This window comes from Sphingobacterium sp. MYb388, assembly GCF_037479535.1.
Lineage (GTDB): Bacteria > Bacteroidota > Bacteroidia > Sphingobacteriales > Sphingobacteriaceae > Sphingobacterium > Sphingobacterium anhuiense.
In genome coordinates, this window is record NZ_JBBGYV010000004.1 from 432,536 (window position 1) to 446,866 (window position 14,331).

Below are 14,331 nucleotides of genomic sequence, written 5' to 3' on the forward strand. Positions count from 1 at the left end.
GAAAGGAATCTTTATAATTTCTCTGCATGTTGTGAAATATCCATACCTAATAACTCCTCCTCCTCAGATGCACGAAGGGGTGAAATCAGATCTGTTATTTTCAACAATAAGAAAGCAACAATTAAAATAAAAGCAGCGGACGCAAACAAACCAATTATATGCGCCTTAAATAGGGTTATTTCACCAAAAAATAAACCGTTATGCTCAACAACACCATTAATTTGTTTATGAGCAAATACACCCGTCAAAATCATCCCTACAATACCTCCAACACCATGACAAGGAAAAACATCTAACGTATCATCGACCTTTGAACGGGTACGCCAATCGACCACAAGGCGACTTACAATTGCGGCTACAGCACCAATTACTAATGAATGCGGAACAGTTACAAATCCGGCAGCCGGCGTAATCGCAACCAGACCCACTACTAGACCAATACAGGTTCCCATTGCAGATGGTTTAGTACCACGGATAGCATCAAAGAAAATCCAGGTAAGTGCAGCTGCTGCCGAAGCCGTCATTGTTGTTGATAGTGCCGTCGAAGCAAGGCTAGAAGCAGAAAAGGCAGAACCGGCATTAAAACCAAACCAGCCAAACCACAGCATACCGGTACCGAGCAATACATAGGTTACACGTGCAGGTGTATGATGACCAGGCTCTCTACCCTGTTTTAAGTAAATCGCTGAAGCCAGTGCTGTTAAGCCCGCTGACATATGTACGACAGTTCCTCCGGCAAAATCCAAAACACCCAGCTTAAACAATAAGCCATCAGGATGCCAGGTAGCATGTGCCAAAGGAGCATATATGAAGACGAAAAATAAACAGATGAACAAAATATAAGATGTAAAACGGATACGCTCTGCAAAAGCCCCCGTAATAAGCGCCGGTGTAATGATCGCAAATTTCAATTGAAACATAGCAAACAGTGCAAATGGAATCGTTGGAGCACCCACCCAAGGTTTACCATCAATTACATGATCAAACATAAAATACGTCATCGGATTACCGATGAAACCTCCGATACTATCTCCAAATACTAAACTAAAACCAAAAACAACCCAAATAACACTAACAACAGCCATACAGATGAAACTTTGAAGCATCGTTGAAATAACATTCTTCTTTCTAACCATTCCACCATAAAAATATGCTAAACCCGGTGTCATAATTAGCACTAATGCCGTTGAAGTCAACATCCATGCTACATCAGCTCCATTATATTCATAATTTCCATCATTTTTAGGTAAAGAAGGAAAAAATAGTGCCATTAAAACTATTATTACCATAAAATAGAAAGGAATCGCTGTTTTTTTAATCATTTTTAATTGTTTTGTTAATCAATATCCAAATTAAGGCAAAAATTACAGTAAAAACAATATTTATTTCAAATATTTTCAAATAAAACATCAAAATTCTACAAAAACACAAACAACAACAGATATATAATGCATTTTACTAAATATAAAACAGAAAAAGGGGGTAGAAACTTAATTCTACCCCCTTTAACAAGACTTATATAACAAAAAACTACATTTGTCTACTTGATATTATCTTAATAATACTTGCTTAAGCACCAATTTGCTTATCCAGTTTCTCACTTAGCACTGATTTTGGCACAGCACCGATTTGTTTATCGACAATCTCACCATTTTTGAAGAATAATAACGCAGGAATATTACGAATTCCAAAACGAACTGAAATTTCTGGGTTTTCATCTACATTTACTTTTCCGATTACCGCTGTATCAGCATAATCCTTAGCCAACTCTTCTACAATTGGACCTACCATACGACATGGACCACACCACTCTGCCCAAAAGTCAATTAAAACTGGTTTGTCTGATTTCAACACAACTTCTTCAAAGTTGCTATCTGTAATTTCTAAAGCCATATTTTTATTTTTTTAACCGAAGTTATTTGATAATTATTATTTACTCATTTATAAGAACAAATATAATAAAGATGTCCGTAATATAAGTGTAATATTAAATTGACACCATTTAATTCAATCGGTAATTTACACCTTCAAACTGCTCTATAGCCTCTAAGAACTCATTTGTCAAGTTGATACGCTTTAATTTCGCAGGCATCTCAATAGAAATTTCATCCTGCGGATCCCAAATTTTGAAACGCAGTTGACAATTCGGAACCACCCCTTCGATCTCATTTGAATCCAGCACTTGCTTCATCTCCTCCAAAAATAGATCATTTAATGCTGGCAATGCAATATTAATGGTGAAAATTTTAGCCATTTTCTCTCTCAAATCCGACAATAGCTGAATACCCTTGATCTCAAAACCCCAGTTCCCAACTTGTTTAAACCTTTCCTGCACCAAACCTCGGAGCTGCACAAAATAGCCTTCTTCAAGATACCCCTTGAACTTCACATAATCTTCACCAAAAACCATTATTTCATAAGAATCTGAATAATCCTCAATAATGAAAGAACCAAAAGGCTTACCCGATTTTGCAATACGATGGTTGGCAAGAGCAATAATACCACCGATAACAACCTCCTTATTTTTTATCCGATTAAAATCCAACAAAACATCTTCTTCAACTTCAGAAGCCTTAACCTTATTGATTAACTGCAGATCACTCACTTTGTTTTGACAGAAATGCTTAATCTCAAACTTATAGTTATCCAAGGGATGACTAGTCAGATAAATACCGATTACCTCTTTCTCGTACTTTAATTTTTCGATCAAACCCCATTGTGGGCAAGAAGCCAATACAGGTTCTGGAAGCTCAGCTGCGCCATCTCCGCCAAATAAACTTACCTGAGCCGAATTTTCATTTTCCTTGAATCGCTGTGCAAACTTAATCGCTTTTTCTAAACCAGTCGAATTATCTTCACTGTGAAAATATTGAGCACGATGCATATTTTGAAAACCATCAAATCCACCTGCATAAGCTAAACTTTCAAAAGCTTTTTTATTAGCGGCACGCAGATCAATCCGTTTTGCCAAATCAAAAACCGATTTATAGGGTCCCTTTGCACGTGTCTGTACAATCGTATCAACCGCTCCTGCTCCCACACCTTTAACAGCTCCCATTCCAAATCGGATCGCACCACGATCATTCACAGTAAATTTATAATGTGACTCATTCACATCTGGAGCCAATACTTCAAGTCCCATGCGCTTACACTCCTCCATAAAGAAAGTGACCTGTTTGATATCATTCATGTTATTTGAAAGTACAGCTGCCATGTATTCCGCTGGAAAATGCGCTTTCAGATAAGCAGTTTGATAAGCAATCCAAGCATAACAGGTCGAGTGCGATTTATTAAAGGCATAACTTGCAAAAGCCTCCCAATCTGTCCAAATTTTTTCTAATACTTTCGGGTTATGTCCCTTTTCAGCAGCCTGAGCAACAAACTTAGGTTTCATCTTATCCAAAACCGCTTTTTGCTTCTTACCCATAGCTTTACGCAACACATCGGCATCACCTTTGGAGAACCCTGCCAATTTCTGCGAAAGAAGCATTACCTGCTCTTGATATACAGTAATACCATATGTTTCCTGCAAATACTCCTCACAAGCATCTAGATCATAAATAATAGGCTCTGTCCCGTGCTTACGCTTGATAAAACTGGGGATATACTCCATTGGTCCAGGTCTATAAAGGGCATTCATAGCAATTAAATCCGCAAAAACCGTTGGTTTCAGATCTTTCATATGCTTCTGCATACCCGGAGATTCATATTGGAATACCCCAACCGTTTCCCCTCTTTGGAATAACTCGTAAGTCAATTGATCATCAATAGGAAATTCATCGGGATCTAACTCCAGGCCATTACTCAACTTCACGTTAGCGACCGTATCCTTTATTAAGGTCAATGTTTTTAACCCTAAAAAGTCCATTTTCAACAAACCTGCAGATTCAACAACAGAGTTATCAAACTGTGTCACATACAGATCTGAATCTTTTGCTAATGATACAGGAACAAAATTAGTGATATCGTCAGGAGTAATAATTACCCCACAAGCATGGATACCTGTATTACGCATGGAACCTTCCAATACGCGTGCCTGCTTAATCGTTTCCGCTTCAAGACCCGCACCTTCCGATATGGCGATCAGACGATTAACAGCTTCCAGTTCATCTGCGCGCAAAGTCTCTTTCAACGCTTTTTCATCCATATTGAAGATCTTTGCCAGCTTCAAATTTGGAATCAGTTTTGCAATTTCATTGGCTTCCTGCAAAGGCAGATCCAGTACACGAGCCGTATCTTTAATAGACGATTTGGCAGCCATAGTACCATATGTAATAATCTGGGCTACTTGCGAAGCTCCATATTTATCAATTACATACTGCATTACGCGACCACGACCCTCATCGTCAAAGTCAATATCAATATCGGGCATCGATACACGATCGGGATTTAAGAAACGCTCAAATAGCAAATCGTATTGTATCGGATCCAAATTTGTAATCCCTAAACAGTATGCTACGGCAGATCCAGCGGCAGAACCACGACCAGGACCAACAGAAACGCCCATTTTACGAGCTTCAGCAATAAAATCCTGTACAATCAAAAAATATCCTGGATAACCGGTCTTCTCAATGGTAGTTAACTCAAAATCCAGGCGCTCCATGATATCGTCTGTTACACCCTGCTTGTAACGACGCTTAGCTCCTTCTATTGTTAGATGTCTTAAATACTTATTTTCACCCCTCTTACCATGATCTTCCTGATCTTCTGCAACCTGAAATTCCTCAGGGATATCAAAAGCCGGTAAAAGAACGTCACGGTATAAAGTAAAGATTTCAATTTTATCGACGATCTCCTGAATATTGATAATCGCATCTGGTATATCCTTAAATAGCTTCTTCATTTCTGAAGCAGGTTTGAAGTAATATTCCTGATTAGGTAATCCAAACCTAAAACCTCGCCCCCGTCCTTTCGGTGTGCTCAACTTTTCACCATCCTTCACACACAACAAAATATCATGGGCGTGAGCATCAGGCTTATTGATATAATAGGTATTATTCGTCGCAATCAGCTTTACATCATGTTTACGAGCCAAACTGACTAGCGTCGTATTTACGCGGTCTTCATCCTCCTGACCATGGCGCATCATTTCAATATAAAAATCATCCCCAAACTGATCTTTCCACCAGATCAAAGCTTCTTCAGCCTGATTTTCACCGATATTAAGCACTTTATTGGGCACCTCTCCTTGAAGATTACCAGACAGGACAATTAAATCCTCTTTATATTGCTCAACAACCTTTCTGTCAATACGAGGTACATAATAAAACCCTTCCGTATAGGCTACTGAGGCCATTTTAGCCAGGTTATGATAACCTTTTTTATTTTTCGCTAAAAAGACAATCTGATAACCATTATCTTTTCTTTTCTTATCAAAATGATCATCACATACGAAAAACTCACAACCCACAATAGGTTTGATTATTTTCTCCGTAGGACTTTCTCCAGCAGCTTCTAATTCTTCATTTTTTGCTTTCGCCGCTTTATTATGATCGCCTACTTTAGAAACAAAATGAAAAGCCCCCATCATATTACCGTGATCGGTCAATGCAACAGCTGGCATACGATACTTCGCAGCAGTATCAACCAAATTAGCAATAGAAATTGTTGATTGCAGGACCGAAAACTGAGAATGATTATGTAGATGTGCAAAATCGGCATTTTCAAAATCATTCAGCACATCATGATCAATCACAACTTCTTGACCACCACTTGGCTGACTGCGCTTTCTAATTTCATCCGAAGCCGCCTTCAGATTCACGTGCTTTAAACCAACAGTTGGAATTACTGATGGGTTCTGTTGTTTAAAATCTACAAAATACCCTGTATCAGTCTGTAACTGATCAACAGTAAAAACTTCCCTTCTAACTAATTCAAAAAAACAACGTGTAGTTGCTTCCACATCGGCAGTTGCATTATGTGCTTCAGCAAAGGGAACTCCAAATAGATACGAATGAAGTTCAGTTAAATTTGGTAATTTAAAACGACCTCCACGTCCACCAGGCAATTGCAGTAAAGCAGCTGTAACCTCAGTACAGGTATCCAAGATAGGCATTTCACCCATAGGAGATTGAACATCATAACGATAGAACTCGCTACCCATAATATTCAAATCAAAACCAATATTTTGACCTACAATAAATTTGGCTTTAGCTAATGCTTCATTAAACTTAACCAGAACATCTTGAATGGGAACACCCTGTTCTGTCGCTAACTCGGTGGAAATACCATGAATTTTCTCGGAGTCATAAGGAATATTGTAACCATCCGGTTTGATCAGATAATCCTCATGCTCAAGCAGATTACCCATTTCATCATGTAACTGCCAAGCTATTTGAATACATCTGGGCCAATTATCAGTATCTGTAATCGGCGCATCCCAACGTTTGGGTAATCCTGTTGTTTCCGTATCAAATATAATGTACATACCTTAATTCTTTATTCTTTCCTAAACAGCTAAATATCAACAACTAAAAGACTTTCAAACAGATTAAAACAGACCTGTTTAAAAGTTTACTAATTTACAAATTTATTCCTCACTAAAGCTGAAAAACAAGTCATTTTACTAAAAAAAATAAGCTCATTTTTCATCTTTTCGCCTGCCCTTATCCTGTTCAAACAAAAACTGCGTTGTGCAAAAAAAGCAATGAACTTAAGCCATCTTTTTAAAAGCTTTTACTAATTCACTAACAGCCTGATCTAATTCATTTTCAGACAAGGATGCAAAGCCAAATCGAAATGCATTTTGAGTTTCATCGATACGAACAATTTCAAGCGAACAGTTCAAAAGTAAATCATTCACCAAAAAAGGAGGCTTTAACCGCACCCAAATGGCCATTCCACCAGCAGGCAAGGAGAAATAAATATAATTACCTAATCGATCCCGTAAAAGCTGATCCAAATAATCCCTTCGTATTTTATAGCAACGTCGTGCTTTTTTTAAGTATCTGTTCAACTCCCCCTCTTTAATCAACTCGGCTAAAGCATGTTGCATATAACCATCTCCTCCCACATCAATGATCTTTCTATAGGCAGTACACTGCGCAATGAATTTTTCTGGAGCAACCATAAAACCAATACGGATCGAAGGATCTAAGATTTTGGAAAAAGAACCGATATAGATAACATGCCCCTGATGATTACTACTGGCCAATGGTAAATAAGGAGATGAGGTATAATGATAATCATAGTCATAATCATCTTCAATAATCACAAATCCATACTGTTCAGCTAATGCTAATAATTTCATTCTACGCTCTACCGAAAGCGTAACTGTGGTGGGATAATGATGATGTGGTATAACATATATCAAGCTGATTTTTTTCAACTTACACCAAGCTTCCACGGCATCCGTATCAATACCATCCTCATCAACCGATACAGAAATAACCGATGCACCGGTATCTTTAAAAACCTGATTTGCCAATGGATAGTTGGGTTCACCAACAAGCACATGCGAACTATTATCCAGTAAAAGTTGTGCTGCCAAATATATACTCATTTGCGCTCCATGAGTAATCAGCACATGTTCCACCCCCATAGTGAGACCTCGAGATTCGATCAGATGATTCGCCAATTGCTCGCGAAGCTTGCGCACACCTTGCCCCGTACCAATATTTGCAATCTTCGAAATTGTTTTCCGGTTTGTAAAAGTCCGATAGGTCTTCAATAAATCATCAATTGGTGACAATCGTATATCAGGATATCCGTCATCAATAAGCACCTTATCAAATCTTTCCGCGATTTCAACCGACACTTCTGGCTGAGATTTTTTATACGAAATGGGAAGATCTTTTCCGTACCCCGTACGCACGAATGGCCTATTCCATTTTTGGGCCTTCAAAATTGGGATAAAGTTTGAAACAGCAACATATTTACGCGGCTCCACAATAATCCAGTCCTGAGACTGGAGCTCTTCGTAAGCAGCGATCACTGTTTTACGGTGAACAGCAAGATTTTTTGCCAATTCACGACTGCTGGGTAGATGTGCCCCAGGTTTTAAAACCCCATCGCTGATCGCATTAATGATTGAAATCGAAATCTGCCTGTATAGGGCAATATTACTCGATTTATCAATGGTTATAATATGTTCAAAAGGAAGCATACTGGACTACTTAATTACTTAAAACTGGAGCACAAAGGTAGTCCTATTTAAGAGTAATTTTGTCATAACAATTAAAAAAAGAAAATATGAAATCAGAAATTAGACAAGCAACATTAGCAAACCTTGACGAAACAGCAGTATTATTTGATTTATACCGTGTTTTTTATCGTCAGCAACCAGATCTTGAAAAAGGAAAAGCTTTTCTTAAAGAAAGATTTGTAAATAGCGAATCGACGATCTTCTTAATCTATGTAGATAATCAAGCAGTAGGATTTGTACAGCTTTATAAACTTTTCCATTATACCAAACTAGCTAAACAATGGTTATTAAGCGACTTATATGTACACCCGGACTATCGGGGCCAAGGTTTATCTATCGCGCTTATTGATCGAAGTAAATTATGGTGCGAAGAAACAAATGCTTGTGGACTAATGCTGGAAACAGAAAAAACAAACGTAGTCGGCAATAAGTTATATCCGAAATGCGGATTTGAATATGATGGATTACACAATTATTATCATTGGTGGAAATAAGTATACTAGAATGGCGAACGTAAAACGTTCGTCATTCTTCAAAAATTAAACTCAAGCTTTATTCAAAAATTAATAAATTGCCACCATGAATATTTCCGATCTGATTATTACTAAGAACGAGCAGACTGAACTGGCTAATATTTTTCTTAATAAAGAGAACAATGCTTCCATACAGCAGTTAATAAAAGAATATACCTACAGCGAAGAGCTCCTTCAATACGGACTACCTGTAAACAATAAAATCCTCTTGCATGGAAGTTCCGGATGTGGTAAAACAACAACCGCCAAAGCAATCGCGCAAACACTGGGAAAACCTATTTTAACACTAAACCTCAGTACAATCGTCTGTTCCCGTATTGGCGAAACATCACAAAATATAAAGCAAATATTTGATAAAGCGGCCCGCGAAAAGGCTGTCCTATTCCTAGATGAGTTTGATCAAATTGCAAAAGCAAGAGGTAATGACGACAAAGATGTTGGGGAGATGAGACGCCTGGTCAATACACTGATTCAACTCATCGATTATTTACCACAGACCGTATTACTGATCGCTGCAACGAACCATGTATCCATTATTGATAAAGCATTGCTGCGTCGATTTCAATTACAGATCAGCTATGATTTACCATCACAGTTAGAATTAGACAAGTATTATGATACGCTTATCGAAAAATTCCCTGCAGATATTAAACTGTTTCAAAGAAAATACGAGATATCCTACGCAGAAGCTCGCGATCATGCTTTCACACAAGTTAAAGCAAGTCTGATAGCAAAATTGGAAAAACAATAAATCACGATGATATGACTAACACAATCTTAGAGAATCTGAAAGTAATTGAAGTTAAAATCAAAGCATGTTGCCTACTATACAATCGTGACCCCAAAGAAGTCAAACTATTGTTAGCGACTAAAACAGTTCCGGCAAATCGTATAAAAACGGCTTTACTCGCAGGATATACATTAATTGCAGAAAATAAAGTTCAAGAATTAAGGGACAAATATGACGATTTAAAAAATATCCCGCATACCAATCATTTTATAGGCCATTTACAAACCAATAAAATCAAATACATACTCCAGCATGATGTCACTTGTGTGCAATCTATAGACCGGTTTGATCTAGCCAAAAAAATAAATCAAAGATTACAACTTGAAAATCGAACGATAGACATTTTAATCCAGGTGAATACTTCCATGGAAGAAAGTAAATTTGGCATATCACCTGATAAAGCCATTGATCTGATACGACAGATAGCCATATTAGAAAATGTAAAAATTAAAGGGCTCATGACCATTGGTCTATTCAGCGCAGAAGAAGATAAAATTCGTGCCTGTTTCGGATTATTGAAAAACCTCCAGCAAGACATTATCAAAGCTGAAATCCCTGGCGTCGAAATGAGAGAATTGTCCATGGGTATGAGTGGCGATTATGAAATTGCTATTGCCGAAGGAGCAACAATTGTACGCATAGGGACAGCAGTATTTGGAAAGCGGATATATCCAGACTCCCACTATTGGGACGAAAGTAAAAACTAATATCACAAAAAAGGCTTTCCAATGAAAGCCCTTTATATCCTGTTATAATTAAGAATTATTTTGCGTCCAAAATAATAACCTCAACTCGTCTATTCTTTTGACGACCTTCTGGAGTTTTATTATCTGCTACAGGTTTAGTCTGACCAATACCCTTTGCCGCGATTCTAGACTCTGCAATTCCAGCATCTACCAAAAACTTTTTAACCGAGTTAGCTCTCTTTTCAGCTAACCATTGATTATACTCCACAGTACCTGTCGCATCTGTATGCCCATCAACACGGATCTTACTTTTATTTTCTTTTAAAAGTGTTGCCAATTTACTCAATTCCGCTTTAGCTTTTTCTGTTAAATAAGAAGAGTTTGTCGGAAATAGCAAATCTGATGAAATCGTAAATTTAATTCCTTCATCTGTACGAGTAGCATCTTCAAAATCACGTTTAACGTTTTTCAATCCATCATCAGTACCATCAATACTAACAACAGCACCTGGATTAACAATTACAGCTTGTTGTTTACATGAAAACAAAGAAATTGAACAAAGCAAAGCAACAGCAATACTATTTATTTTTTTAATCATCGAATGTTTAGATTATTTATGAAAGCAAAAACTAACTGTAAAGATATAAAAAAAAGTGAACTCAAGAAAAACAGAAAGGGATACAGATCTTAGACATAACGCTACAAGATCTTGTATCCCTTTAATTCGTTCAGCAGTTTCGCTTATTTCTTATGATAGATCTTTTTAATAGTTGCATTAATCTCCGGTATCTGGTTATACAATTTCCAGATCAATCCAGATTTTGCATTCTCCATTAAAACAGCCACACTCGCCTGATTTTTCGCATTAAAACCATCGGAAACATCATTATTTTTCAAATCAATCCAAGATCTAAAACCATATTGGGTAAACAGCACCTTAGCATATTGATCATAAAATTTGCGCAAAGATTTTTGACCGATCTCCTGTTCGAAAGCAACAGCCGAAATTGCGATTGCTGGATTCACTAAATAATGCCCCACGCTATCGCTCGGATTCTGTACTCCCCAAATATCTGTATAACTAGATCCCAAGTTTAATTCATTATCCCTTCTTTTATAAGCTAAAATATAATTACTTGCTAGCTCACCATAATCGACATAACCATCGTATTTTCCGCTCGGATCTAAGGTTAAAAATGGTTTATAAAACTCAATCAAACTTTTATTTAAATCGCCAATTGCAATTTTTTTACCATACAGCATATGTTTTTCAAAGATCAAACTATCTTCAAAGGATACGGGGGTAGCTGGTTGTACCTGCGGTATGATAAGCCCACCATTCATATGTGAAGCAGCTCCTTGATCAACTGTCGATGGAGATAAACGAAGTAAACTATCCGCTAGAGGTAATTTTTTAGCATATCCATTCAGGTAACTCGCTTCCGTCAATGGATAAGTCGGAGAAGACATCGCTAATAAATAAGCACTTAAACCATCATTCAGGCCGTTTAAAACTTTAGACTGATAGGTGCTATCTACAGCTGACCACCGATCCATCAGTGCATCAGGATTTGACTTTGATGTTAGCTTTTGCCAATTCACCCGCTTCCATAATTTCGTTACATCCTCTCTAAAATTGTGTTCATCAGCAACATCCTTTGAAAAATATTCCCGAGCAACAAGCAATCCTTCCATAAGTTTCGCCGTCGCTTTAACATCATACATCTGTACGCCATCAGTATAAAATGGCACGCCTTCCCTTCCATCATAAAATGCCGTAAATACACCCTCATGATGCTGAGCCTTGTTTAAAAACTTGATCATCCTACTCAAACGCAACAATAAAGCTTGACGCGAAATAACATTGTTTTCAGCACCAACCAATAACGAAAGAATTGCATAACCCGATTCTTCTATAGAAACTATAGCCTTCTTATTTGATTTATTTGGTAGAAAAAGACCACTGTTGATATCATAGTTCTCAATAAAATAATTGACATTTGTCAATTTGATTAAGTTCGAAAGCTCTATATCACTAGCAGGTTTGGTTTGAATTTCTTTTACAGTAGAGAATGGAGATTCCAGATAATCAAAATCTACCCATGCGATCTTATAATAGTATTTCTTATTATATTCTTCTACAAGATCATAACATTTTTGCATAAATACCGGTCGTATGGCAATCGGCTTAAAATCAACGTTATCCGTTGATCTGTAAATTTTTATATACCGGATACTTGGTGTTAACGGCAGTTGCCATTGAAGCTCCACCTGCTTATCAATACTGGAGACCTGTGACAGAATAGCTCCTGAAGACAATTTGACACGAGAAGGATTTTTAGGCAAAAACTCCAATTGATCTAAAAACAACTGATGCGTCATCTCATCAGTTCCGTTTTGATGAAAAACCACTTCAGAAACTGCTTCCCCTGCTTTTAAATTTCCAAATTTTGACAAGGGTATCTCTATATTAAGCCAAGTATCATGATCAAAGTCATCTATAAATGGGGAAAGTTCTAAAATATTAGTTTCAGAACCATTTTGAAGCAATTGAATTTTCGGAAGAGTTTTTTCTTTCGTATGCGGTGTTTGCACATACATTTTAATTGTCAGCACATCACTGGCCAGGACCTGATAATTGATCTTATGGCGATCATTTAGTAAAGCAACCTTCCAATTTCCAGCATTTGATGACAAATAACGGAGTGAAAGTGAATTTCCTGGAGTAAAAAATAAAGAATCTGTAGTCGGTAAATTTTTCTTTACATTCTGTACCCAACTGTCTCCCGAATATTCCACCAAGCTTTTGGCATAGTTACCTGACAAGAGACTGTTCTCAAACACAACTTCAGGATAAGTTTGTGCAGACAAGGCTGTTGCAGTAGAAATAGATAAACCGATTATGAATAGTAATTTTTTTGACATGCGCATAAATTGATAATAAACATCAAACAAAAAGTAAGCCATCTATACTTTAATGAATCACAAAAGTAATAAAGGATTTCCAATGTAAATGTCATACGTAATTTTAATTTCGGAAAAAATGCACTAATTTAGCCATCTGATTTTTTCATAACAACTTTATATGAAAACTACATTTGAATTTGAAAAGCCAATTGCAGATTTGCAATTGCAGATAGAAAAAGTGGAACAAGTTGCCGTAAAGACGAAAGTCGATATGAGTGCAACTGTGTTAGAGCTACAAGAAAAACTAGCGAACGCTGAAAAAGAGATATACGGTAATTTGTCTGGTTGGGAGAATGTGCAGATGTCGCGTCATCCGGAGAGACCCCAAACATTGGATTACATTAACATGATCTGTGATGATTTTATTGAATTACACGGAGATCGTACTGTAAGAGATGATAAAGCCATCATTGGTGGATTTGCATCGATCGGAGGTCAATCAGTTATGGTTATCGGGCATCAAAAAGGAAAAAACACCAAAGAGCGTCAATACCGCAACTTTGGTATGGCTAACCCTGAAGGATACCGTAAAGCTCTTCGCTTAATGAAAATGGCAGAAAAATTCAACAAACCTGTCGTTACATTGATCGATACAATGGGTGCATACCCAGGTTTGGAAGCTGAAGAAAGAGGTCAAGGAGAAGCCATTGCACGTAACTTACTGGAAATGTCGGTACTAAAGGTGCCTATTATCTGTGTAGTAATCGGTGAAGGTGCTTCTGGTGGTGCATTGGGTATCGGTATCGGCGATCGTGTATACATGCTAGAGCATACCTGGTATTCTGTCATCTCTCCTGAATCTTGTTCCTCTATCCTATGGAGAAGCTGGGACCACAAAGAAAAGGCGGCAGAGGCACTAAAATTAACCTCTAAAGACATGTTAGGTAATGGTCTTATTGATGGTATCATTAAAGAACCATTAGGTGGAGCACATCAAAACCCTGAATTAGCGGCCGAGTTATTAAAAGCAAAATTGGTTGAAGATTTAGCGATTTTGATCGCCAAAGACGAAGATGTTTTGGTGGACGAACGTATAGCGAAATTTAGCAAAATGGGTGTAGTAGTTGAATAGCACTACCATTCACAACAAAATAAAAGGGGCGCTTTAATAAAAAGTGTCCCTTTTATTTTGTCCCGCCCCTCTCCAGTACAGAAAATAGAAAAAATAAGATTTTAAAAAAGAATACGTTACAACATATTTCAAAAAAATTA

Annotated in this window: 10 protein-coding genes; 4 read left to right on the forward strand and 6 right to left on the reverse strand. The window is 37.3% G+C overall.

Annotated features, from left to right (window positions below; genetic code table 11):
* Nucleotides 1-11: 11 nt before the first annotated feature.
* The 4 genes from WH188_RS15610 to pdxR form a co-directional block, all read right to left on the reverse strand.
* Nucleotides 12-1,322 carry an ammonium transporter gene (locus tag WH188_RS15610; RefSeq protein WP_183912819.1) on the reverse strand — a complete coding sequence of 437 codons (1,311 nt, stop codon included), beginning with the start codon at nt 1,320-1,322 and terminating at the stop codon, nt 12-14.
* 247 nt (nt 1,323-1,569) lie between these two features.
* Entirely contained in the window at nt 1,570-1,893 is a 324-nt protein-coding gene (trxA, locus tag WH188_RS15615) for a thioredoxin (protein ID WP_021190487.1), read from the reverse strand.
* A gap of 109 nt (nt 1,894-2,002) precedes the next feature.
* A complete protein-coding gene (gene dnaE, locus WH188_RS15620) occupies nt 2,003-6,427 on the reverse strand; it encodes a DNA polymerase III subunit alpha (RefSeq protein WP_132768495.1) in 4,425 nt (1,474 codons plus the stop codon).
* Nucleotides 6,428-6,652: 225 nt separating this feature from the next.
* The gene (gene pdxR, locus WH188_RS15625; protein WP_132768497.1) at nt 6,653-8,104 is read right to left on the reverse strand and encodes a MocR-like pyridoxine biosynthesis transcription factor PdxR; all 1,452 of its coding nucleotides are present in this window, start codon (nt 8,102-8,104) and stop codon (nt 6,653-6,655) included.
* An 86-nt stretch (nt 8,105-8,190) separates the two neighbouring features.
* Between pdxR and WH188_RS15630 the strand changes: the two genes are divergently transcribed.
* The 3 genes from WH188_RS15630 to WH188_RS15640 all read left to right on the forward strand — a co-directional run bounded on the left by WH188_RS15630 (nt 8,191) and on the right by WH188_RS15640 (nt 10,173).
* Nucleotides 8,191-8,637 carry a GNAT family N-acetyltransferase gene (locus WH188_RS15630; protein WP_132768499.1) on the forward strand — a complete coding sequence of 149 codons (447 nt, stop codon included), beginning with the start codon at nt 8,191-8,193 and terminating at the stop codon, nt 8,635-8,637.
* An 85-nt stretch (nt 8,638-8,722) separates the two neighbouring features.
* A complete protein-coding gene (locus tag WH188_RS15635; RefSeq protein WP_132768501.1) occupies nt 8,723-9,427 on the forward strand; it encodes an AAA family ATPase in 705 nt (234 codons plus the stop codon).
* Between the two features lie 11 nt (nt 9,428-9,438).
* Nucleotides 9,439-10,173, forward strand: coding sequence for a YggS family pyridoxal phosphate-dependent enzyme (locus WH188_RS15640; protein ID WP_339424314.1), 735 nt, complete (start codon nt 9,439-9,441; stop codon nt 10,171-10,173).
* Nucleotides 10,174-10,228: 55 nt separating this feature from the next.
* On the opposite strand, the gene WH188_RS15645 is transcribed toward WH188_RS15640, so the two are convergent.
* Together WH188_RS15645 and WH188_RS15650 are read right to left on the reverse strand one after the other, a co-directional pair.
* The gene (locus WH188_RS15645; protein WP_206368298.1) at nt 10,229-10,750 is read right to left on the reverse strand and encodes an OmpA family protein; all 522 of its coding nucleotides are present in this window, start codon (nt 10,748-10,750) and stop codon (nt 10,229-10,231) included.
* Nucleotides 10,751-10,893: 143 nt separating this feature from the next.
* A complete protein-coding gene (locus WH188_RS15650) occupies nt 10,894-13,077 on the reverse strand; it encodes a glucoamylase family protein (protein ID WP_168126689.1) in 2,184 nt (727 codons plus the stop codon).
* Between the two features lie 160 nt (nt 13,078-13,237).
* Between WH188_RS15650 and WH188_RS15655 the strand changes: the two genes are divergently transcribed.
* On the forward strand, nt 13,238-14,191 hold the full coding sequence (locus WH188_RS15655; protein WP_132768507.1) for an acetyl-CoA carboxylase carboxyltransferase subunit alpha: 954 nt from the start codon (nt 13,238-13,240) through the stop codon (nt 14,189-14,191).
* Nucleotides 14,192-14,331 lie beyond the last annotated feature (140 nt).